This is a genomic window from Saccharospirillum alexandrii (assembly GCF_004000275.1).
Lineage (GTDB): Bacteria > Pseudomonadota > Gammaproteobacteria > Pseudomonadales > Natronospirillaceae > Saccharospirillum > Saccharospirillum alexandrii.
This window is the reverse complement of record NZ_RCIP01000004.1, coordinates 200,935-224,100: the sequence shown is the minus strand read 5'-3', so window position 1 is coordinate 224,100 and position 23,166 is coordinate 200,935. Positions and strand designations below refer to the sequence as shown.

The following is a 23,166-nucleotide window of genomic DNA, read 5'->3' as shown; positions in this document are numbered from 1 at the left end:
GTCGAGCTATGGCTAGCCCGGTCCCGATCACCGGTCGCAACCGGCTTCACGTAAGCCGGGTTGGACTGATCACATCGCGACCGGGCTGGCCGCCCATCCCAACCCGCTTCACAATTCTCTGCCGTTTTTCACCTCAAAGGCGATTAACAGGCAAAAAACCGGTAAAAACAGCCAGGTTCGGCGTATTCAATGCTCCTGCAATGCGCTAAAGTCTTGCTCCAGCCAAGGGCTCGGTGAGCCTCAGCTTCAATGACCCAGCGTCATTCATCACCTTTACCGATAACCAATCAGGATGCATTCATGGTTAAAAAAGCCACTGCCATCAAAGAACGCTACACCAAGACTCAAATCGTCACCGAGATTGCCGAAAACACAGAGCTGACCAAAAAAGACGTCCAGGCTGTGCTCGACGAACTGTCGGATCTGATGGAACGTCACCTGAAAAAACGCGCGTGCGGCGAATTCGTATTGCCCGGCCTGATGAAAATTCAGTCAGTCAAAAAACCGGCCCGCAAGGCACGCCCGGGTGTGAACCCGTTCACCGGCGAAGAAATCATGATCGCTGCCAAGCCAGCCAGCACCGCCGTAAAAGTGCGTCCGCTGAAAAAGCTGAAAGACATGACCACCGCCTAAGGCGATGTCTGCGCCAAGGCTTTGACTTAACGCCCGGTTAGCCGGGCGTTTTTGTGTCTGTCTGCGACCAATGGGCAGGCTCTTTACAGGTTGTTATTGCATCAAATCGCAGTTAGGTGCATGGTTTCCTCCATGCAGGCATTTATGCTGTTTTTGCCTGGGAACAATAAAAAATAACCCTAGGATCACGCCTATGAATCTCTGGTGGTTAATCACCTCTAGCGTGCATTGCAGTTACGACGAGCTCAAGCGCCGCCAATGCGTCGCCCTCGGTTGGGCCGAAATCGGCTCCCTGGAAAAGTATCTGAAAGACAAACCCGGCTGGGAACGTCAGTTCAAAACCCTGGTGCAGGTGCGGGGCAATCTTGCCTACGCGCGTGACAAACGCTGGACCGAAACCGCCAGCTCGCTCAGTGGCGTACCGACGCTACTGTGGTCGCTGCTGCAAATGCGCGCCGGTGATTTTGTTGTGGTCATGGAGTCGGGCAACCAGTTAACGCTGGGCCGGCTGGAAGTGCGGGGTATTACTCAGCTTACTGAGGATGGCATGACCAGCTACAGCTTCGAAGAAGGCGTACACCATGCGCACCAGATCAGCAAAGGCCTGACCTGGGTCGACTGGGACCGGGCGCATCTCGGCGAACTGGAGATGCCCAAACAGTCTTTCTTCTCCCTGCTGCAGGACAACGAGCAGCTCGAAACCATCAAGCTTGCCTGGGAACAGCGGCGGCAGAGCTGAAGGCTGCCCAACCCTCCGTCATGACGGAATGGCGGGGCAGCGCTAGCGCGACTCAGTCCGGAATGGACAGCACCGAAGCGTCGAATTCGATGCGGTCTGCAACTGCCGGCTCGGCTGCGATATCCGGCAGGTTTGCCGCTGTAATCGCGGGGGCACCGGCGCCACGGGGTGTGGTTCTAACCACCTGGCTCGGCGGCAACGCTGTGCCTTCATCGAGATGGGCGTACATCAGATCCAGCGCTTCGAACAAATAATGATGCATCGGAATGTAGCGCTCATTAAAGCCCGCAAAGTCGTTCAAAATGTCCAGATGCTGGGCGTTTAGTACCTCATAGTAATGCAACTGGCTGGCATCGCCTTCTATTGTCTGGTTCAGCGCGTAGTAGGGCCGTGAGGTGTGGTTGATCGGCAGTATCTGATCGTTGCGCGGGGTGACAAATACCGCTGGCTTACCCTGCAGATTACCGCTTGCCCGTATCGCTTCAATACCCGCCTGAACCCGCTCCGATTGCGCCAACGCCTCGCCCGTCAACTCATCGCCAGTCTCCGGATCAACCCCGGTTGCAAGCCCGCGCAGGCACAGGAAGCCGTCGAGTGCGTAGTCCTGCAAGCTGCTGCTGGGCGACGTCGCGGCGCTCATCAGGGTGGGAACGCCAGCGGCATCGTTGTAGATAACATTGACACCGCCGGTCGGTGGAATGCCGTTGCTGCTGGCAAAGAGGACCCGCTCATGTGCTTCACTCAACACACCCGACTCGTTTGCGCTGGTTGCGCCGAAACTGAAACCACAGAGGTTATCTGCCACGCTGAACTGGCCGTAGGCATTGGCGTACGTCACAGCAATACCTTGCGGTACATTGATGCCGTAGTTACCCGGCTGCACCAGGTTCTGTTCGGCCTGAAAGGCAAATTCATCGTTCAGGATCGACAGCGCATGCTCGGCCCGGGCGTCCACATCGGCACCGGAAACCAGACCCTTGGCGGCCAGGGCTGAACAGGTATTTTCGTTAATGTCGAAGTCGTTGAAAAAAGCATTCAGGGGCGCACTGTCGCGAATGCTGGGGGCCAGGTTGGCGCAACCCTGATACACCGCCAGTGCCGTGGTGTAATCGAGCAGGCTGCGGCTGTGTTCGGTAATGGCGGCCGCGCTGCCCTGTTGAATACTGAAACTGCCGGAAGCTTCGGGGTTCACATTGGGCTCGGACACTGCCACGCCATCGATCAGCCCTTCGGTATCCTGCTCGGCTGCCAGTACAGAAGCACCGCCGCCGTTGGACACACTGGAGGCAATGACCAGTGTATTAGCGGGCTTCAGGGTAACGAGTTTCTGATCTCTGTCGTTCTCGCTGCCGTGCAATTCATTGATGACGTAGAAACCGAACCGCACAGACTCCAGAACACTGGCGCCCCAACTGGCTTCGGGGTTTTGCTCTGAGTGGGCGTGCTTGAACGCAAAGCGGTCTGGTGTGTCGGCCAGAAAATCAGTGCGTTCCTGGTCGGTCAAGTCGGCCTGGAACAACGCAGCGGCGTCGCCCGCGGAAACCAGTTGGCCTTCAAGGTTCTGGGTTCGGTTTTCAGTCAGGTTATGCGCACCGGTGCCGGTGCCTTTATCGGTATAAACCACGGCGCAGCCGCGCTTCAGGCCCCATTCACCGGCCGTGCCGATGGCACCATAGATGCCACGCGAACCGGAGCTGGGCGCGGTTACCATGCAGGCATTGTCGGCGTCAAAGCTCTCTGGCACCTGTACCATTACTGTTACCCGGGTGCCGCTTTCCAGATCTGCCTGGGCCAGCCATTCTTCACCGGCGATCATGCCCGTTGAGCTGGTGGTTCCCACTGTTGGCCCGAAGAATTCACCATAGCCGCTGCCGGCACCGGTTGGCACCAGGGCCCGGTAGTTGCCATGAATGGCGCGCTTGCGCAGCTCATCGACCGTCGGGTTCAAGGCATCGGCAATAGCCGGAGCGGTCACGCTTCCCAAACCATCGGCACCGAGGCCTGCGGTTAGCAAGTCATTGCTGACACCGTCGTAACTGCGCTGTATGACGGTACCGCTGATCGCCGCCGGCAGCGCATTCAGCGCTGGCGGATTCGTTGTATCGGGTGGGTTTTTGCTGTCGTCGTTACAACCTCCCAATGCCACCAGTAACCCACTGGCGGCCATCAGGCTCAGACCTTTCATTGTTGTTTTCATGCTGAGGATTCCCATCGGTTTGTATTCGTTTCGTGGTGCTGTTCGATACAACAGGGAGCCTCTGAACAACTCCCCCAGGGGGAGTTATTAAGAGACTGCCCAGAACAGAAAACATGAATCGCTGTTCATGTTCGAATACTGTAAACCGATTAATTCCTCTGGAATGCCGTTCTTTGGGAGGACGGAGTCAGGGTATTTCCGACAGGGTTTCCCGACTGATCAAATGCGTTGGAATCCGGATACTGCGCGGGCTTTGCAACCGGTTTTCCCGGTGCGCCAGGCTCACTTCCATTGCCCTTCGCGCCATCTCTTCGGGAGACTGTGCCGCCGTGCCAATCAGGTTCGGGTGGTTGCCGGCCAGGGCTGCCAGTACTTCGCTGGAGCCATCGACCGAGGTGATCAGAATACCGTTTCGCCCCGCCAACGTGGCCGCTTCGGCAGCGCCCAGGGCGCTGGGGTCGTTAATGGCGAAAACGCCGTTGATGCCCGGGTGCTGGCTCAACAAAAACGTCATGGCTTCCAGCCCGCCACCGAAGGTGCCACCGGCATTGAACCGGTCGCTGACCAGGCGGATCTCGGGGTAATCCTGCAGGACGGCCCGGCACCCGGCCACCCGATCGGTGACCGACGAAACACTGGCGCCGTTGATGATACCCAGATCACCCTTGTTGCCCATGCGCTCGGCCAGATACCGGCACGCCACCATGCCCGCCTGAACGTTATCGGTGGTGACACTCAGGTCCGCGCCCTGAGCATCGATGTCGACAGCCGTTACGGTAATGCCTGCCTGGCGAGCCTGGTGAATAGCCGGCTCGATGCCCATGGAATCGGCCGCTGACAGCAAAATAATATCGACCCGGTCATCAATAAACCGCTGAATCTGCGCCTGCTGACGCTGCAGATCATAAGCGCTGGAGACCACCGTCATCTCGACCGGTTGCGACGATTGTTCGTTCGCGGCATCTTGCAGGTGCTGCGCCAGGGCGTAGAAAAAGGGGTTACCCAAATCCGCCAGGCTGACGCCCACCCGCAAGGTATCGGCCCGAACCGCCGAGGCACCCGCCAGCCAGAAGCTCGTGAGGCACAGCACCGTAACCAGCGTGCGTTTCATTTCTTACTCCTCATGGCGGGTGGGTAAGCCGCCCTCAGGCGGCATCGACTTCTACGGCACCGGTCATGATGCCCACGGCATCGGCCATGCTGTGGCTATCCGGTGTGATCACGGCGGCGCGTTTGCCCAGACGGTGAATGTGAATGCGGTCGGCCACTTCAAACACATGCGGCATGTTATGGCTGATCAGCACCACAGGCAAACCCCGATCGCGCACATCGCGAATCAGGTTCAGCACCCGTCGCGATTCCTTCACGCCCAGCGCCGCCGTCGGCTCATCGAGAATCACCACCTGGCTGCCAAAGGCGGCCGATCGCGCTACCGCCACGCCCTGACGCTGACCGCCCGAAAGTGTCTCCACAGCCTGGTTGATGTTTTGAATGGTCAGCAGGCCCAGTTGGCTCAACTGTTCTGTGGCCTGGCGGCGCATCTCGGCTTTATCGAGCATGCGAAACACCGACCCCAGTATGCCCGGCTTGCGCAGTTCGCGACCGAGAAAAAGGTTGTCGGCAATGCCCAGCGCGGGGGAGACCGCCAGCGTCTGATAAACCGTTTCAATCCCCAGGCTGCGCGCGTGCATCGGGTTTTTGAACTGAACGAGCTCGCCGTTCATGCGGATTTCACCGGCATCCGGCACCAGAGCGCCGGAGAGCGCCTTGATCAGCGATGACTTGCCGGCGCCGTTATCGCCGATCACCGCCAGCACTTCGCCGGGGTAGAGTTCGAAGTCGGCGCCATCGAGCGCAGTCACCCGACCGAAGCGTTTGATCAGGCCCTTGGCCTGTAAAACCGGGGTTTGCTGACTCATGCGGAAGCCCTCCGTATCCATTGATCGATGCCCACGGCCACCAGAATCAGCAGGCCGACGGTGAATTCCTGCCAGAGCACATCGACCCCGGCCAGCGCCAGGCCATTGCGAAATATGCCCACCACCAAAGCGCCAATCAGCGTGCCGACGATGGAACCGCGCCCGCCAAACAGGGAGGTGCCACCAATCACCACCGCAGTAATGCTGTCGAGGTTCGACATGGTACCCACCTGCGGGCTGACCGACCCGATGCGACCGATCATCAGCCAGGCGGCCAGACCACAGATCACTCCAGCGACGATGTAGACCGACATCAGCACGCGCTGGGTGCGAATGCCCGCCAGTTCAGCGGCGTCTTTGTCGTCGCCGGTGGCGTAGACGTGCCGCCCCCAGGCCGTCCAGTTCAGGGCATACCAGACCAGCCCGACCAGGGCGATCATCATCAGCGAGCCGAAGGTGATGCGCGCACCAAACAGGGTGAAAGAGTTACCGGCCCACTGCAGTAGGGGCGCAATGGATTCGATGTCTTGCGAGCGAATGGTCTGGCTATTGGAATACCAGAGATTCAGCGAGAAAAAGATGTTCCAGGTGCCCAGCGTCACAATAAAGGGCGGCAGTTTAATGCGCGTCACCAGCGTGCCGTTGATGGCCCCGCACGCGGCACCGCACACCAGGCCGAGCACCAGCGCCATCGACGGCGGCAAGCCGAAATCGACCGCCAGCCGGCCCATGACCACACTCGACAACACCATGATGGCGCCCACACTCAGGTCGATGCCCATGGTCATGATGATCAGGGTTTGGGCCACGCCCAGCGCACCGATGATGGTGACCTGTTGCAGCACCAGCGAGAGGTTAAAGGGCGTCAGAAAACGCTCCCCGGCGATCAGGGAAAACGCCAGTACCGCGGCGATCAGCACAATGGCCGGCGCCGCCGTGGGGTTGGCGTGGAAGAAGCGGTGGATGCGCCGCGGCCAGTCGAGCACTTCGTCGCTGCGCATCGCAATGGAGCCACCCACCGATTCGGTAACCCGTTCGTGGTCGGCCTGAGAGCTGGGTGGCTGGGAGCCTTGGTTGGTGTGTTCAGTCATAACGCCTCCCGGCGACCGCGCCATCGGGGTGCGACGACGCGGTCTGCGCGGTTTATTTCATGAATGCTGCGCCGGCCGGCATCAGCCCCAGCACTGGGTCAGTGCGTCTTCGGACGAGATGGAATCGATGCCGTCAACCGGCTGATCGGTCACCAGGGTCACACCGGTGTTGAAGAAATCGAGCCCCGGCGTCGCGCCCGGTTTCACGCCGCTTTCGGCGTAGGTGACAATCGCATCCACACCCAGGGAGGCCATTTTCAGCGGAAACTGCATGGAGGTAGCGCCGATCACACCGGCTGCGACGTTTTCGACACCCGGGCAACCGCCATCGACCGATACGATCTTCACCTGATCGGCAAGGCCGACGGCTTTCAGCGCTTCATAGGCACCGGCCGCCGCCGGTTCGTTGATGGTGTACACCAGGTTCAAACTCGGGTCGCGTTGCAGCAGGTTTTCCATCGCTCGGCGGCCGCCTTCCTCGGAACCCTGGGTGACGTCGTTGCCAACAATGCGGTCGTCGTCTTCATCGCCGATGTCTTGCGGGTCGTTCAGATCGATGCCGAAGCCCTGCAAAAAGCCCTGGTTGCGCGCAACATCGACGGAGATTTCAGAGGAATTCAAATCCAACAGGGCGATTTTGGCGTCGTCCGAATCACCGGCCTGCGCACGGGCCCACTGGCCAATCAGTTCGCCGGCCTTGAAGTTGTCAGTCGCAAAGGTTGCGTCGGCTGAGTTGGCAGGCGACAGCGGCGTATCCAGCGCGATGACCACGATACCGGCGTCACGGGCTTGCTGTACCGCCGGTACGATGGCTTCTGAATCATTCGGAGTAATCAGAATGCCCTTGGCACCGGCCGAGATCAGGTTCTCAATGGCCTGCACCTGAGAGTCGTTATCGCCATCGAACCGGCCAGCGAAGGAGCGCAGTTCAACGTTGCCATGCTGTGCAGCCTGTGCCTCGGCGCCTTCCTTCATTTTAACGAAGAAGGGGTTGGTGTTGGTCTTGGTGATCAGGCCGATCAGGATGTCGTCGGCCATGGCCGCGCCGGACGCGACGCTCAGGCCCATGGCCAGGGTCAGTGTTTTGAGTGATGCCTTCATGTTGTCCTGCCTCTTGTTGTTTTTAATTGAGTGATCCGTTGCGATCGTTGCTCAGGCCAGCCAGGGGTTGGCCGCCTTAACGAGTCACTCTACGGAGCCAGACTAATGAAATATTTCAGGCAGGCGGTGCGGGCTGAAACAATTGAAATAAAAGAGTCCAACGGGGTGTAACACCGGGTGAGAAGCGCGGCGTGGTAACACTTTGCTGTAATAGATAGGTAGCTATCTATCTAAATGGGCGTATGATGGCCCCTCATGTTGAAACCGTTGTCGCTGATGACCGATCTCAAACACAACCGCGAAAGACTGGGGTATCGCCTGGGGCAAACAGCCCGGCTGTGGCGGGCTGAAGTAGACCGTCGTCTGTCACCACACGGCCTGACCGAATCGCGCTGGCGCCTGTTGCTGGCCCTGCACAAAGCCGAGCATGCGATGCATCAGAAAGAACTGGCTGAATTACTGGGCGTTCAGGGGCCGACGCTGGTGCGCAGCCTGGATTGGCTGGAAAACGAACGTCTGGTCGAGCGGCGGTCACAGAACGGCGACAAACGCTGTAAATCGATTCATCTGACCCCGCGTGCCAAACCCTCTCTGGAACGCATTAAAGCCGTGGTGGAAAGCGTTCGCGAAGAGATCTTCGAGGGCATTGACCCGGCCGATATCGACACCTGCCTGTCAGTGATCGACCGGCTGGCCAGCAAACTGAGTGCCGCAAACGAAACAGCCTGAGTAGCCTGAAACCCTGGCTGCAACCGTTAACAATATGGACACCCGATGACCGCACACACAACACAAGCAAACAGCGATGATATACCCGCCTACAACCGGACGCTGATTGTCGTCATACTGATCGCTGGCGCCTTCGTCTCGGTGCTTAACCAGACGCTGATGCTGGTCGCCATTCCGCCGATCATGAAGGACTTTGCCGCCGACCCCAGCCTGGCGCAGTGGGTGACCACCGCCTTTATGCTCGCCAGCGGTCTGCTGATTCCGGTTACCGCCGCTCTGATGGACAAGTACTCAAGTCGCACCCTGTTCATTGCCGCCTTGCTGCTGTTCACCCTGGGCACCCTGATCGGTGCAGTCGCTCAGACATTCACCATGTTGCTGATTGCGCGCATCATTCAGGGCGCGGCCGCGGGCATCATCATGCCGATGATTCAGACGCTGATCATGATCATGTTCCCGATCGAGAAACGCGGTGCAGCGATGGGACTGGTAGGCCTGGTCATCGCATTCGCCCCGGCCCTTGGCCCGGCATTGTCAGGCTGGGTGGTGGATCAGTTTTCCTGGCGTTACCTGTTTGTACTGCTGCTGCCCATTGCCTTGCTGGTGATTCTGGCAGCGCTGCTGTTTATGAAAAACGTCACCCGCCAGCGCGCCAGCCGCATCGATTCGCTGTCGGTCGTGCTGTCGAGTCTTGGCTGGGGTGGATTGTTGTTCGGTTTTAGCATGGCCGGGTCGGCCGGTTGGGACAGCGCCAGTGTATTACTCAGCTTGCTGGTGGGCGTGGTATCGCTGGTGGCGTTTATTCACCGGCAACAGGGTCTTGAGCAACCGTTGCTCGACTTCAAGGTGTTTACCTCCCACACCTTTACTGTCACCACCTTTTTGTCGGTACTGGTGTTCACCTTGCTGATTGGCACCCAGACCATGATTCCGCTCTACGTACAAAATGTGCGCGGCATGACCGCGCTCGACGCCGGCCTGATTCTGCTTCCGGGTGCCGTACTGATGGGCATTATTTCACCGCTGGCCGGCCGCTTGTTCGACCGGTTCGGCATTCAGATTCTGGCCATTACCGGTTTCATCTCGCTCTCGATCGGCATGTTCATTCTCGCCACCATGCCGGATAACGGCCACACCCTTTGGCTGGTTACTGCCTCGGTACTGCAAATGTTGGGCGCTACCCTGTTGATGATGCCCCTGATCACCGCCGGCATAAATTCATTGCCGGTTCCGCTGATCGCGCACGCCGCAGCCATGAACAACACCCTGCGCATGGTCGGCGCATCCATTGGCACGGCGCTACTGATCACCGTGCTCAGCGGCCGCGCCGCTCTGTTTGATAACCCGGATTCAGCCGCCGCCATCGCCGCTGGCATTCATCTGGCGTTCTGGTTTGCCTTTGGCCTAGGGCTGCTGGGTCTGGCCACTACTTTCTGGCTGCGTCACCACGTGCTGAGTGAACGGCGCCGGTCGCAAAAGACGGTCAATGAAGCCACTGGTGTGTAACGTTAAACACTGACGGATCGGGCTCACCCTTTGAGCCCTGATCACCCTTGCGCCGGGCATCGACCCAGTCGGCAAGGTCATCCAGCTGTTGCCGGTCGATGCGGTTTGCTGCCCGGTCGATCTGCTCGCCTTCACTCCAGGTTTCTGTGATCTGCGAACTCTGGGAAGACCGCCACATCTGAGCGGATGCCAGTTTGTTGTCTTCCCAGACTTGCTGGGTCGTGATTTCGTGGTGCTCTTTGATGACCGTCCAGTTGAAGTTTTCGTAGTTGAAATCCGGTCGTTCAAGGTGTGGCAAGGCGGTAAAATAGGCGGCATCGAGCGCCATTAACTGGGTTTGATCGATCAACAGGCGCCCGTCTTTTTCAGTGACTTTCGTGGACTGGCTCAATTCGAAGGATCGCACGCCGCTGTATTTCTGAAAGTGTTCGTTGTATTTCAATCCCTCGGGGGCTTCTGCAACACCGTTGAAGCGGATGGTGTAATCCGGCAAGCCGGTCAGCAGGGCTTCTCCGCCCTCGGGGACAGACGGCACCGCATCAGATGCATCGGGCAATCCGCCAAACAACGACAATGCCTGTAGCAGAACGCTCTGGTCATCTTCGCTGGCTTTGGCTTTACTGAGCGACTCGGTAATGGTTCGACGAACATCATTTAACGCCTCGGCCGAGGCATTGCCTGCAAACCCATCGCTGTCGACCGACATCGACAAGGACCGTCCATTCCACCTCAGATCCAACTGACGGTTATCGGCATCGGTTTGATACGACAGCGCCATTGAGTCTTTGCCGATTTGCATGCTCAGTTTAATGCTGGTTAGCAGGGGTGAATCGGTCAGGTTCAATAAGGCAACATCCGGCGACCGGTTACGGGCAAAATCGCGGGCAAATTGGCCAAGCCCTTGGCTGAACTGCGTCAGTGCTTCCTGTTCCGCTTCGGTCAGTTCGCTATCCGAAGCGTAACTGACATCGATGGACCGATACGCCAGGGAGCTACCCCTGCTTTGGCCATGGCCCTGGTTCGCGGTTACCTCAAAAGTGACTTTGGCGCCGCTTTCTAGAGTGGCTGAAAACCTCATTTTACCGAGCGGGTTAGGCGGTTCTTGGAGCTGGAAACGGTCAATGGCCTGACCGGATTGCAACCGGGATTCGGCATGCTGCGTCGTGCTTTCATGGCCTGCCAGCAAGCCGGGGCCATGTGCCAGCATCGACCAGCTTTCAGGGTCATCGATGTCGCTCAGGGCCTGACCCAGCGACTGGTCCCAACCGGACGATGAGGACGCCGGGCTGATATCCAAAGTCGCCGCGACGGGCGCTGGCCGGGCCATCACCAGCGGCGTGGTGTCTTCGTTTGATCGCGAGGGATCGCCGCTGGCGAGCGTTATGCGGTTTTTACTCTCCGGTTCATGCTGCAACGCCGGTTCCGGGCGGACACCGGATGCCGGACTGCCCCAGTCTGCCGTTGTTACGGGCAGAGTCACCCCGGTAATCTGTGCCATCTTCCCTCCGCGGCTTATATTCCTGAACACCTTGTATCGACCCGACTGCCTGCGACTTTATGCAAACCTTATGTTTTTCTTACGCGGCGCCAGGGAGCATTACAGCTTTGTTATAGCGTGATCCTTACCATTAACGATGTAGTAATCGTTGTGGACAAGCACCGTGACCGCTGTAAAACCCGCCCTGAAAATTGCCACCTTTATCATGCTGATCTGGGGCTGCCTGATGGGGGTGACGGTGCTGCTGGCCGACTGGTCCACCGCTCAGGAAGTGCGTGCCATGGTGCTCAGTGCGCTGGTCTGTCTGGCGGTTGCCGTGGCCTGCATGTTGCTTTCGCGCGGGCCTTCGATTCGCATGAAAGCAAAACCGATGTTTCTGGTGACGGCGGTTAACTGGGGCCTGCTGTGTCTGACCGGCGCTTTGCCGTTGTACCTCGGTTGGCCTGAGTTGAGTTTTATTGATGCCTTGTTCGAGAGTGTCTCCGGGGTAACCACAACTGGCTCAACCATTTTGATCGGGCTCGATGATGGCCCGCGCACCCTAATTTTATGGCGTTCGCTGATGCAGTGGGTCGGTGGCATCGGCATCATTCTGATGGCCGTGGCAGTGTTGCCGTTCTTGAAAGTCGGCGGTATGCGCCTGTTTAAAACCGAGAGTTCGGAATGGTCCAACATTCAGAATACCCGGGTGCGGACCGTGGCCACGCAAATTGGGGTGGTTTACATACTGCTCACCGCTCTGGCTGTCGCAGTCTACTGGGCATTGGGCATGACCGGCTTCAACGCGCTAAACCATGCGCTGACCAGCCTGGCGACCGGAGGCTATTCAACCTCGGATTCATCGTTCGGCCAGTTTGATAGCAATGCCCTGATATGGGCGGGCAGCAGTTTCATGTTGCTGGGCGGCTTGCCCTTTCTGCTCTATGTGCAATCGCTGCATGACCGCGCCTGGCACATAGCGCGCGATGCCCAGGTGCAGCTGCTGTTCAAACTGGTGGCCGCAGCCGCCCTGGCAATGACGGTGCATCGATTGTTAACCGGGTCGAGCGAGTCGTTTTTTCACGCCCTGACCCACGCGGTTTTCAACATTACCTCCGTCGTCACCACCACCGGTTACGCCACCGAAGACTACACCCTCTGGGGCAGTTTCTCGCTGATGCTGTTTGTGTTTCTGATGTTCAGTGGCGCCTGTTCGGGTTCTACCTCCGGTGGCACCAAGCTGTTCCGGTTTCAGTTGCTCGGCTTGTTATTGCGCGAGCATTTGTTCAAATCGCTGCATCCTTCCGGTCATTTTCAGCGCACCTATAACCATCGCCCGGTCGGCGAAGGTGTGCTGGTGGCTTCGCTGGCGTATCTGTTTGTGATGCTGGTCAGCCTGTTGCTGTTCTCCATCGCACTGACGCTGACTGGCCTGGATGCTGTGACCGCCGGGTCTGCCGCGCTCACGGCACTGATGAACGTCGGCCCGGGTTTTGGCGAGGTGATTGGACCAGCCGGCAACTTTTCCACCCTGCCCGATACCGCCAAAGTCATTCTCTGCCTTGCCATGCTGCTGGGCAGGCTTGAATATATGGCCCTGCTGATTCTGTTCACACCGGCCTTCTGGCGCTGGTAATGGGAAACCGGAGGGGTTCGATGAAACAGGCCTGGCTGTGGCCGCTGTGCAATGGAATGATCCCGCTGGCGATTACCGGCCTGGGGTTGCTGCCGCTGCCCTGGCTAGCGCATACCACCTTGCTGTTGCTGTATTTGATGGCGGTGGTGCTCAGTGCCCTGCTGACCGACTGGCGCGGCGTGCTGACCAGCGCCGGGCTGGGGTTGTTGCTGTTTAACTACGCCTTTACCCAGCCGGTGTTCAGCCTGGCAATGCACGAGCCTGAAGAAATAGTCGCCGCCGCCCTGTACGTGGTTTTCGCCTTGATGACCGGCGGCTTGGCTTACCGGTTGCGCCACCAGGTCGACCAGCTATCGTTTCAGCAGCGCTTCGTCAGCGCTCAACTGGCACTGACCAAACACCTGCAGGACGACCCGGCCAGGGCCGATGCCGACCACCTGGCGACCTTTTCACTGCAGGTATTCGGCGATGCCGGAGCTTTAACCCTAAATGAAGGCCAGACCGATCCGTTAACCGGCGCGCGCGGGTTGAGCAGCGACCCGACCCTTACGCTAAACCTGCCAAAGGGCTGGCAATCAATGGTGCGGGCACTGGGCGAACAATGGCTGGCCCATCAGGAGCGCCGCGAAGCCAGGCAAGAGCGCAAGGCCGCTGAACGCCGGGCCGATGAAGAATCGTTACGCAATGCGTTACTGTCATCGGTTTCCCACGATTTGAAAACCCCACTGGTAACGATGATGGGCGCGGCCACCTCGTTGCGCGACCTGCACGCCGACCTGAACGAAGACGACCGCCTGGAACTGCTGAACTCCATCATTCTCGAAAGCGAACGTCTGGAACAGTACATTCAGAACCTGCTCGACATGACCCGCCTGGGTCAGGGCGAGCTGACCCTGAACCGTCAGTGGATCTCGATCGACGAACTCTACCATGTGGTTTACCGCCGCCTGGCCGCCGCCCGGCCCTCGCCCGGTGTCAGCTTTCACCCGAGCGGTGAACTGCCTTCTGTCTGGGTGCATGCCGCCCTGGTTGAACAGGCGTTGTTTAACGCGCTCGACAACGCCCTGAAAGCTGTCGGTTCAGGGGGGTGCGTTGACGTTCACGCCGGCGCCGATGCCAGCACCGTCTGGATGGATGTGCTCGACCAGGGCCCCGGCCTGCCGCGCGAGCAATGGGAGGCCGTATTCGGCCAGTTCTATTCATTCAGCCGGGGCGACCGCTATTCAACCGGCTCGGGCCTTGGGCTGACCATTTGCCGGGGCATGATGCGGGTACACGGTGGTGAAGCAGCCTTTGTAGAGCCCCCCGACGGTTTTACTCTATGCCTGCGACTGACGCTGCCCGTAGCCCCGCCCGGCGCAGATGCCGCCACCCGACCCGACCAGGAATAACCCAGCGATGAACCGAATTCTGATCATTGACGATGAAGCCCAGATCCGCCGCTTCTTGCGCATCAGCCTGGCGTCTCAGGGGTACGACGTGATTGAAGCGGAGACCGGCACCCAGGGTATTGCCCAGGCCGTGCTGGCCCAGCCCGACCTGGTGATTCTGGACCTCGGCCTGCCTGATCTGGATGGCAAAGAGGTGCTGCGCCAGCTGATGGCGCAAAGCCAGCAACCGGTGCTGGTCTTGTCGGTTCGTTCATCGGAGATGGAGAAAGTCGCGGCACTCGATATGGGTGCTGAAGACTACGTGGTAAAACCCTTCAGCGTGAATGAACTGCTGGCCCGGGTGCGGCGTATTCTCGCCTCGCGCACCGGCATCCGGGAAGACCCGGCAGACGCGATCTATACCGATGCCCGGCTGAGCATTAACCCAGACCGCCACGAACTGACGCTTGATGGCCAGACCATCAGCCTCACCCGCAAGGAATGGGCGGTGATGCAGCACCTGGTACAGTCCCCCGGCAGGCTGGTCACCCAGACCAGTCTGCTGGAAAAGATCTGGGGTCGCAGCCACAAAGACGATTCCCAGTACCTGCGCAACGTGATTCGCCAGCTGCGCATCAAGCTCGGCGACAATGCAGCCAACCCGGAATACCTGGAAACCGAACCCGGCATCGGCTACCGGTTTCTGGACAGGCGATAGACCCAGGGCAAGGCAATCGCAATAATCAAAAACCGCACCACGTGGTGCACCACCACAAAGGCCGGGTCGGCATTTAAGGTTGCGGCAATCAGCACCATTTCGGGCAGGCCGCCGGGGGCAAAAGCGAGAAAAATAGCGGCCGCCGGAATGTCGGTCAGCAGGGTCAGAAACGCGGTCATCAGAGCGACCAGAGTCACCGTCAGCAACAGGGCAACCAGGCTGTGACCCGAAAGAATGACGGCCGTACGCCAGCGAATTTTGGCGAACTTGGTGCCCAGATAGGTACCGAGCACAAACTGCACCGGCACCAGTGCCTGGCCGGGAATGCTCAGGTCGGTCAGGCCGGTAATTTGCAACACCGCCACCCCGGTTAACGGCCCCAGCATCAGCGGTTGTGGCCAGCGTAACCGCCTGGCTATCCACAAACCCAGGGCGATGGCACCCAGAGCCCACACAACCGACTGCCAATCGGGCAGTGCCCAGGCTTCGGCAGGCACCGAGCGAATGCGGTTGATATCGAGCCCGGTCAGGTCACCGAGGCTGACCAGAATAAGCGGCACAAAATAGATGACGGCCAGCACCCGGGTTATTTGCGGGATCAGCATCTGCTTTTCATCGGCGCCGCCGCGCGCGCCCATGATCAGCACCAGCGACTGAGCCCCAGGCACCGAGGCATACAGCGCCGTGGTGCTATCGAAACCGGCAAAACGCCGGAAGTACCAGTGGTTGACCGCCGTTGTTGCTATGACCAATAACACCATGCCGAACAGCGACAGGGGCCAGTGCCAGACGGTAAACACCAGGCTCGGGTCGAGAGCGGCACCGGCATAGATGCCCAGTATCAGTAGCATGGCGGTGAACAGCCGCATCGGAATATGAGGGGTAAAGCCAAGCAGGCTGGCGAGCGGCGTTGATGTTAGGCTACCGAGCATCCAGGGCAACGGCCACGACAGCAGGCTGAATACCAGAGCACCCGTGGCACCGATGGCGAGGGTCGCCAGCAGGTTTAACAGGCTGCGCACTTGGGTCTTCAGGCTGGGAGTCATGGGCGTCCGGCGGGATCAACAGGCGCGCGCAGTATAGCAGCCTGGCAAAGGTCATTGAATGTCGCCGCCCGATGACCAGCCCCGGGGTTTATTGCAAAATCAGGCGCCCGCTTTCCACAACCTGATAAAGTGGCGTTCAGGCTTTCTTCAAAAAGCACACTCAACCGGACCCAAGGAGCACGACATGCGAAAAACCATTACCCGGGGCATTCTGCGGGTGCTGCCACTGGCCCTGTCGTTATGGTTGTTCTGGTCGATCGGGGATGGGCTGAACAACCTTGGCCTTCTGCTGCTTCGCCTGGTCGGCATCGACCAGCCCTGGACGGGCAGCGGTGTTGTCCTGATTCTGCTGCTGTTGCTGGTCATCGGCCTGGCGTTCAGCGTGAGCCCCATCGCCTGGCTGTTCCAGCAGCTGGAAAATCAGATTCTGCGGTTTCCGCTGTTGAAGACGGTGTACGGCGCTATTAAAGACATGGCCTCGCTGATCAGCACAGACCCGGAACAAACCAAAGAGCGGCAAACCGTTTTGGTCAAACAAGCCAACGACACCTACGTGGTCGGCTTTGTTACCGCCAGTGATATTCCCGGGCCGGTTGGCCAGGCGCTGGACGCGCGTCATGAAACCGATGAATGGGTGCCGGTTCTGATGCAGATCAGCTATCAGATTGCCGGGGTCACCGTTCTGGTGCGCAAATCGGACCTGGTGACTGTCGACTGGCCATTTGAAGACGCCATGCAGTTCATGCTGACCGCAGGCCTGTACAAGAAAACACCGTAGCGAGCCCATTTCAGCAACGCTGGCTCCCAGCGCTCTGGTGGCCGTGCGTTCAGGCGATTTTTCAGTATACTGCTGCCCGTCTGGCGCACTTGCGCCAGCAGCGTTCTCAGGGCGGGGTGAAATTCCCCACCGGCGGTATCTGACAGGCAGCGAATGCCGGTCAGGAGCCCGCGAGCGCTCGCGGTGACCCGGTTAACACCGGGTATTCACAGCGAGGTCAGCAGATCTGGTGCGATGCCAGAGCCGACGGTTAGAGTCCGGATGAGAGAGATCGCGAACCACCCAATCGCTGCCGCCTCTGCGTGGCAGTCGTTGCGTACTCGCGCGCCCTGATTCTGGCAATCACCCTAATCGTGAGGGAAACCCATGAATCAGTCTATCCCCAATCGTACTACCCGCGTTGCCGTTATTGCGGCCTCCTGGCATGCCGACATTGTCGGACAGGCCTGCACCGCCTTCGAATCTGAACTGAAACTTCTCGATAGCACGGCCGAGGTCGAACACCTGCGCGTGCCCGGCGCCTACGAAATTCCACTGCACGCCAAACACCTGGCCAACAGCGGGCGTTTCGATGCCATTGTCGCCTGCGGCCTGGTGGTCGATGGTGGTATCTACCGGCACGACTTCGTCGCCCAGGCAGTCATCGACGGCCTGATGCGGGTGCAGCTGGATACCGAGGTGCCTGTGTTCAGCGTGGTGCTGACCCCGCATCATTTTCACGAGCACGAGGAACACCAGCGCTATTTTCGCGAGCACTTTGTGAAGAAAGGCCAGGAAGCGGCTCAGGCCTGCCATGCCACTCTGGGCAGCCTGCGCGCGATCACCGGTTAACCTGAACGGCCCGGAGTCATCCGGGCCGACGCTCTACTGGCTGGATAAGATGCCCAGCAGCTTGCGGGTATGGTCGACCGTCTCAACCCCGAGGTCGGTCAGGTAGCCGCCGTCTTTCTGGGTGATCAGCCCTTTGCCATGCAGGCGTTCGGCGGCAGCCACCAGTGCCGGGTCAGCCTCCTGACTGTGCACTTTGATGCCTTCCTGCAATGAAGAGGCCCGAAACTGGGTGAGCAAATTCAGCTCGGCGAGGTGGTCGTCGGAGAAGGGCATGGCGATTCCTATTGTTGTTCGGGCATTCAATAGGTTTAGCTGAGTTTTCCCGGTTCGACAAATGCCGGCGCTCAAATCTGCGTGCCAGCGTTGGTCTCCCTCAGCAACGAAACACAGCATCAAAAGGTGCTAATGCCCGTCGCTTCCATAAACCGGTACAGCACCTGTGGCCAGACCCGGTTGTCGGCGTAGGTTTCGTAATCGACACTGAAGCGTTTATCGTCGGTGTTGCTCCAGCGCAATTCAAACCAGTCCGCGGCGTCGGTCAGCGCCGTTAACTCGGCCGTTTTGCCGGTTAATACCACGTTCGTTTCCAGGTTGAGATTATTGAGGTTGCGGCGAGTGAAGTTGGCGGAGCCGACAATCAACGTAGCCTCGCCATTGGCGCGCCGGGCCAGCAGGAATTTGGAATGGCACTGTTCGCCCCGGGTTTCGCACCAGCGCACGGGTATGCCGGCCCGGTGCAATTCTAGCGCGGTCTGGCGGTTGGGGATGCCGTTCTTTTCGCGGCCGAAGGCGTCTTTGTTGGCGTCGAGCAGGATGCGCAATTGGGCCTGGCGTTCGTGTGCGGCCAGCAGGGCTCTAACGATGTCGCGGTCTGACAGGTAGAACACGGCGATGTCGAGCTGGTCGCCGGCGTTTACGCCATTGATGCTTTCCAGCAAAGCCTGTTTGATGGCCAATTCGGTGACCACTCTTAACCCGGCATCAGTGGTGTCGTTCGGAGCCCCGGTTGATACCGTCGACTGAGCCGCCGGACCACCGGAAAACGCCAGAACGGCCTGTTCACTTGTCAGCAGATCCTGCACGGCGGGTCCGGAAAAACGCAGGGCAACGTTGCCATGGGCGCTGCTGCCGTCGTGTGGGTTGGCCGAAGTCACCAGCGCTGCGAAGTCGTCACCCCGGCCCTGATCGGCGATAATAACCTTGCGGTGATTGGCCTTGAAATTCGGCAATATCAGAAAGCTTCGCAGCGATATCCGGCCATCGCCCAGCGGGCTTGCCAGCCTGTCTCCGGTGCTGGTTCCGAAGTGCGATAAGAAAGTACGCCAGATGGCAGAATAGGCCGGGTTGCTGTCGCGCAGGGCCTCCAGCCGGGTCAGGGTAACGGTGATGCCCGCTTGTTCCAGCCGCTCAAGGTGCCGGGCACGCTGACCGCCATAAACGGTGTTGATCGGGTCGGTTATCAGGTGCGCTTCAAGCTCGGGGAAGCGCTGCTTCTGGGCGATCAGGCGCTCGGTCAGTTCGGCCGACAACGCGCGGTGTTCTTCCCGCACCTCACCCTGAAAATCATTGAACAGAAACATGTCGATCAACACGAAACGTTCGGCCGCCTCGATCATCGCAAAGACTTCATCGAAAATGCTTTGTTCGAGATGACGCTGATCGTCGGTGCCAATGTAAGACGTATCGGATAAAAACCGCACATCGCTGACCGACCGCAGCGGGCCGTCAACGTTGAGGCCGGGCGGCAAGGGCTTAACGCTGTGGAAAATACCCACTGCCAGCAAAACCAGCCCAACAGCCACTAACAGTGCAATTGCGATACGACCTCCTGCCCTGGGTACGCCCACCATGGTGCTACTCCTTCAGATCCGGGCGTGCATCATCCATGCGTTTCCCGGGTGTCAGTCCTTCCGGCTCTGTATCGGCTCTGGCCGCTGGCCAGTTGCCGACAAGGGCGGAAACAAGGCGTCAATATGCCTTTGAGAGAGGGGCTTTTGCAACAAAGGATGCTCGATGGCAAACCCCAGGTCGTCTTCCAGCCGCTCGCGCGGCAGGCCGGACATCAGCAGGCAGGGCACGTCGGGCCAGTATTTGCGCACCATGGTCACCACATCAAGGCCGTTCAACAAGCCGCCCAGGTTCACATCGGAGAGGACCAGCCCGGCAGGTTCGTCGCTGTGATGCGCCCAGTCGATGAACTGTTCGCCATGCTCAAACGCCATTACCGGGTAACCGCGCTGTCGCAAGACGTCGGCCAGCGCCAGGCGAACGGCAACATCGTCTTCAACCAGCACCAGCGTCCGACTGGCATCGAAGGTAAGGGAGTGTTCGACGACGCTGGCGCCAGGCGTGTTCAACTGGGTGGTCACCGGCCAGCTCATACACACCGTGGTGCCTTGCCCCGGCCAGGATTGCAGAGTGAACTGCCCGCCGCTCTGTTGCACAAACCCATACACAGTCGACAACCCGAGGCCGCTTCCCTGACCCACCGGTTTGGTGCTGAAGAAGGGTTCCAGCACGCGTTTCTGCAACGCCACCGGAATGCCCTGGCCGGTATCGGTCACCGTCAGCTCCAGCCGATCCTGTTGTTCAAGGTAGCGGGTACGAACCGTAACAGCGCCCTTGCCGGGAATGGCCGATACGCTGTTCAACACCAGATTCAACAGGGCGTTTTCCAGTTGCGATGGGTCGATGTACAGGCTCCGGCCCGGGGCAGCCAGGTCGAGCGTGAGCGTGACCGGGCCGGAGACTGAATACTCCAGCAGTTCTGTCAGCCCGTCGATCAGCCGGTCCGGCTCGACTACCTCTGGCGTCAGCCGTTGCTTGCGGCTGAAGGCGAGTAAACGCTGCACCAGCTGGGCACCGCGTTCGCTGACATCCAGCGCGCGATGCAAATAGGGTGTGCCTGCATCGCTGACCGAACCACTTTGCTCCAACAGCTGCAAATTGCCCGACAGCGCTGCCAGCAGGTTATTGAAATCGTGCGCGACGCCACCGGTCAGGTGGCCCAGTACGTCCATTTTTTGCGCCTGCTGCAATTGCTGTTCGGCCATGCGCCGCTCGGTCAGGTCCCGGTACAGGGTGACAAAGCCACCATTGGGCATGGGCTGGCTGCGAAACTCGATGATCTGGCCATCGTCGTAATGGCGTTCAAAGTTCTGCTGGCTCTGGTGGCGCTGCACGTTCATGGTTGGCATGTCGACGGCTTCCTGCTGCACGCTGAGGTTGCGATGCGCCTTGCGCGCCATCAGTGCCTGCACCTCGTCCAGCGTCATGCCGGGCTGAAGGTCGCCGTCGCTAAAACCGAAAATGTCCAGGTATCGCCGGTTCCAGATCACCAGCCGGTCATCGCGGGAAAACACACTGAGCCCGTCCTGAATCTGGTTGTGGATGGTTTCCAGCAGCGTTTTCTGGGTGTCCAGCTCGGCGCTGGTGCGTTCAGCTTGCAGGGCATGCTCACGGAACACATCGTAGGCGTGCACCAGGTCGCCAATTTCATCCTGCCGATGAATGGGAATTTGCGCCGGCGACTCCTCGCGCCGCGACAATTGCATCATGTCGTCGGTGACAGTGGCCAGGTCCCGAATCAGCCGGCGATTGTTCAGGTAATACACCAGCAGCGCCAGCATCACCACCAGCGACAAGCCCAGGGTGAGTACCCGGGAAGCATTTACCCGGTCGGTCACGGCCGTTTGCTGGCGCACCACAACCTGCTGAATGTCGGCAGCGAAGTTGTTGGTCTGCTCAGTGAGGCGCTCGGAGTGGGCACGCAGCCGGGCCAGCAAGAATGCTTTGTGTTGCTGGATGCCCTGCAACGTCTGGTATTCAGCGGTGGCCAGTTCCAGCCAATCGAGATAGGCCTCGGGCTCGGCCACGGCCAGCACCAGGGGTCGCAGCCGCTCCCGGGTCTGGCGGTTATAGTCGGCCGGGTCGGTTATCGCCCGGTAGAACAATTGCAACGGCAGCCAGGGTTCTATGGTGACCGCATGACCGGCCTCAGTGCTGTCGCGCGCCTGCTGATCCACCTGGAACTGAGCCGAGAGCACGTCTTCGCGAATAAAGAGTTCGTCGTATACCCGCTCGGTCAGCGCGTCGAGATCGGCTTTGATGTTGGCGAGAATGGCCTGGATTCGGGCGCGAACGTCCGGGTTTTGCAACCGTTGCGACAAAGCAAACACCCGCTGGTAGCGGCTTTCGAGCCGCTGCCGCTCGGCTTGCAGTTGAAACGGACGCCCGGCCGATGCCAGGTAAGGCGCCAGCGCCACAATCTGGGCCGCTTCATCGGACAGGCTCAGAGCAGTGCGTATTTCCGGAATCAGCAACCCTTCGAATTCATTCACCGCATCCCGGGTCTGGCTAAGGCCGCGCCAGGAAAAGCTGACCAGCGTCAGCAGCAGCACCAGACCCACCACAAAGGCAGCCAGGGCTTTCGCGTGTAACGTCCAGCGCAGCGGGTTCATAGCCGTTTGACCGTTGCCTCAAAACGGTAGCCGATGCCGCGCTCGGTTTTGATGTAGTGCGGCGCTTTGGGGTTGGGTTCCAGCTTGCGGCGCAGGCGCAGTATCAGAACATCAATGGTGCGATCGAAGGATTCGGTTTGAGTGCCGTGGGTTTTTTCCAGCAAATAATCACGACTGAGCACGCGGTTTGCCGACGATAGCAGCACATTCAATAAATTGAACTCGCCGTAGGTCAGGTCGACCATCTCACCCGCCGGGTTCAGCAGCGTCCGCCGCGTCAGGTCGAGGCACCAGCCATCGAACACCAGGCCGTCGGATACCCGTTGCGCCAGCGATTTGGGGGTCTGGCTCAGTTGGGTACTGCGCCGCAACAGGGCCCGCACCCGGGCGACAATTTCGCGCAGATTGAACGGCTTCATCATAAAGTCGTCGGCGGCGACTTCGAGGCCGAGAATGCGATCGGTCTCATCGCCCTTGCCGGTAAGCATCATGATGGGTACGGCCGAATCGCGGCGGATATCCTGCGCCACGCGCAAGCCGCTTTCGTGTTCCAGCTTCAAGTCGAGCAATATCAGATCAGCCGGGTCCTGCACTTGCAGGCCCAGCAACGCCTGGCCGGTTTGGACGGGCGAAACCCGGTAGCCCTCCAGCGTCAGGGTGTCGGTCAGTACCTGCAGAATGTCCGGGTCGTCATCGACGATGGCAATGTGATGCGCCTGGGGGGTTGCGGCCATCGGTTTCTCCGGGCTTTTTATCATTATGGTGCCAGGTGAGTCTGTGTACGCGCGTTCGCGCTACTCAGTGACGCACTGAAATGTTAACAGAGTATTTCAAACACGGCCCCAAACCCGTGGGGGAAAACCGCGAAGTGTGGAGCCGGTCGCAGATGTAAAGCCGGCACCATGCCATTCTAAGCTATTCCTCCCAAGCCGAAT

Annotated in this window: 20 protein-coding genes and 1 riboswitch; of the genes, 9 read left to right on the top strand and 11 right to left on the bottom strand. The window is 59.4% G+C overall.

The genetic code is table 11. The features are described from left to right. Positions 1-300 precede the first annotated feature (300 nt). Together EP166_RS16840 and EP166_RS16835 are read left to right on the top strand one after the other, a co-directional pair. On the top strand, positions 301-633 hold the full coding sequence (locus tag EP166_RS16840; RefSeq protein ID WP_127559223.1) for an HU family DNA-binding protein: 333 nt from the start codon (positions 301-303) through the stop codon (positions 631-633). A 193-nt stretch (positions 634-826) separates the two neighbouring features. Continuing rightward, positions 827-1,372, top strand: coding sequence for a hypothetical protein (locus EP166_RS16835; RefSeq protein ID WP_127559221.1), 546 nt, complete (start codon positions 827-829; stop codon positions 1,370-1,372). Positions 1,373-1,424: 52 nt separating this feature from the next. Here the strand turns inward: EP166_RS16835 and EP166_RS16830 are convergent, their stop codons facing one another. The 5 genes from EP166_RS16830 to EP166_RS16810 all read right to left on the bottom strand — a co-directional run bounded on the left by EP166_RS16830 (position 1,425) and on the right by EP166_RS16810 (position 7,680). Further along, positions 1,425-3,569, bottom strand: coding sequence for a D-(-)-3-hydroxybutyrate oligomer hydrolase (locus EP166_RS16830; RefSeq protein WP_220432613.1), 2,145 nt, complete (start codon positions 3,567-3,569; stop codon positions 1,425-1,427). 187 nt (positions 3,570-3,756) lie between these two features. Next, complete coding sequence (locus tag EP166_RS16825) at positions 3,757-4,680, bottom strand: substrate-binding domain-containing protein (RefSeq protein WP_127559219.1); 924 nt, start codon at positions 4,678-4,680, stop codon at positions 3,757-3,759. A gap of 34 nt (positions 4,681-4,714) precedes the next feature. Next, positions 4,715-5,488, bottom strand: a complete 774-nt coding sequence (locus EP166_RS16820) for an ATP-binding cassette domain-containing protein (RefSeq protein ID WP_246026330.1) — start codon at positions 5,486-5,488, stop codon at positions 4,715-4,717. Continuing rightward, a complete protein-coding gene (locus EP166_RS16815) occupies positions 5,485-6,579 on the bottom strand; it encodes an ABC transporter permease (protein WP_220432612.1) in 1,095 nt (364 codons plus the stop codon). Before EP166_RS16815 ends, EP166_RS16820 begins: the two co-directional genes overlap by 4 nt. 81 nt (positions 6,580-6,660) lie before the next feature. Further along, a complete protein-coding gene (locus tag EP166_RS16810) occupies positions 6,661-7,680 on the bottom strand; it encodes a sugar ABC transporter substrate-binding protein (RefSeq protein ID WP_127559215.1) in 1,020 nt (339 codons plus the stop codon). A gap of 255 nt (positions 7,681-7,935) precedes the next feature. Between EP166_RS16810 and EP166_RS16805 the strand changes: the two genes are divergently transcribed. Both EP166_RS16805 and EP166_RS16800 read left to right on the top strand, forming a co-directional pair. Continuing rightward, positions 7,936-8,409, top strand: a complete 474-nt coding sequence (locus EP166_RS16805) for a MarR family transcriptional regulator (RefSeq protein WP_220432611.1) — start codon at positions 7,936-7,938, stop codon at positions 8,407-8,409. Between the two features lie 45 nt (positions 8,410-8,454). Next, positions 8,455-9,915: an MDR family MFS transporter gene (locus EP166_RS16800; protein ID WP_127559213.1), complete on the top strand. Its 1,461-nt coding sequence runs from the start codon at positions 8,455-8,457 to the stop codon at positions 9,913-9,915. On the opposite strand, the gene EP166_RS16795 is transcribed toward EP166_RS16800, so the two are convergent. After that, entirely contained in the window at positions 9,893-11,413 is a 1,521-nt protein-coding gene (locus EP166_RS16795; RefSeq protein ID WP_127559211.1) for a hypothetical protein, read from the bottom strand. The genes EP166_RS16800 and EP166_RS16795 overlap by 23 nt on opposite strands. 163 nt (positions 11,414-11,576) lie before the next feature. Here EP166_RS16795 and EP166_RS16790 point away from each other — a divergent pair, with 163 nt between their 5' ends. From EP166_RS16790 to EP166_RS16780, 3 genes are read left to right on the top strand one after another with little or no spacing between them, the layout of a single operon-like run. Next, entirely contained in the window at positions 11,577-13,028 is a 1,452-nt protein-coding gene (locus EP166_RS16790; RefSeq protein ID WP_127559209.1) for a TrkH family potassium uptake protein, read from the top strand. 20 nt (positions 13,029-13,048) lie between these two features. Then, positions 13,049-14,419 carry a sensor histidine kinase gene (locus EP166_RS16785; protein ID WP_164743991.1) on the top strand — a complete coding sequence of 457 codons (1,371 nt, stop codon included), beginning with the start codon at positions 13,049-13,051 and terminating at the stop codon, positions 14,417-14,419. A gap of 7 nt (positions 14,420-14,426) precedes the next feature. Beyond that, positions 14,427-15,116: a response regulator transcription factor gene (locus tag EP166_RS16780; RefSeq protein WP_127559205.1), complete on the top strand. Its 690-nt coding sequence runs from the start codon at positions 14,427-14,429 to the stop codon at positions 15,114-15,116. Here the strand turns inward: EP166_RS16780 and EP166_RS16775 are convergent. Continuing rightward, positions 15,092-16,162, bottom strand: a complete 1,071-nt coding sequence (locus EP166_RS16775) for an AbrB family transcriptional regulator (RefSeq protein ID WP_127559203.1) — start codon at positions 16,160-16,162, stop codon at positions 15,092-15,094. The genes EP166_RS16780 and EP166_RS16775 overlap by 25 nt on opposite strands. Before the next feature lie 184 nt (positions 16,163-16,346). On the opposite strand from EP166_RS16775, the gene EP166_RS16770 reads away from it, so the two are divergent. Further along, complete coding sequence (locus EP166_RS16770) at positions 16,347-16,940, top strand: DUF502 domain-containing protein (protein WP_127559201.1); 594 nt, start codon at positions 16,347-16,349, stop codon at positions 16,938-16,940. A gap of 98 nt (positions 16,941-17,038) precedes the next feature. Next, positions 17,039-17,217, top strand: a riboswitch (FMN riboswitch). Positions 17,218-17,306: 89 nt separating this feature from the next. After that, on the top strand, positions 17,307-17,771 hold the full coding sequence (locus EP166_RS16765; RefSeq protein WP_127559199.1) for a 6,7-dimethyl-8-ribityllumazine synthase: 465 nt from the start codon (positions 17,307-17,309) through the stop codon (positions 17,769-17,771). Positions 17,772-17,804: 33 nt separating this feature from the next. Here the strand turns inward: EP166_RS16765 and EP166_RS16760 are convergent, their stop codons facing one another. The 4 genes from EP166_RS16760 to EP166_RS16745 form a co-directional block, all read right to left on the bottom strand. Continuing rightward, positions 17,805-18,044, bottom strand: coding sequence for a TIGR02647 family protein (locus EP166_RS16760; protein WP_127559197.1), 240 nt, complete (start codon positions 18,042-18,044; stop codon positions 17,805-17,807). Between the two features lie 119 nt (positions 18,045-18,163). Then, positions 18,164-19,621, bottom strand: a complete 1,458-nt coding sequence (locus EP166_RS16755; RefSeq protein WP_181952731.1) for a phospholipase D-like domain-containing protein — start codon at positions 19,619-19,621, stop codon at positions 18,164-18,166. 51 nt (positions 19,622-19,672) lie between these two features. Then, entirely contained in the window at positions 19,673-22,231 is a 2,559-nt protein-coding gene (locus EP166_RS16750; RefSeq protein WP_127559195.1) for a PAS-domain containing protein, read from the bottom strand. Continuing rightward, positions 22,228-22,965, bottom strand: a complete 738-nt coding sequence (locus EP166_RS16745) for a response regulator (protein ID WP_127559193.1) — start codon at positions 22,963-22,965, stop codon at positions 22,228-22,230. Before EP166_RS16745 ends, EP166_RS16750 begins: the two co-directional genes overlap by 4 nt. Between the last annotated feature and the right edge of the window lie 201 nt (positions 22,966-23,166).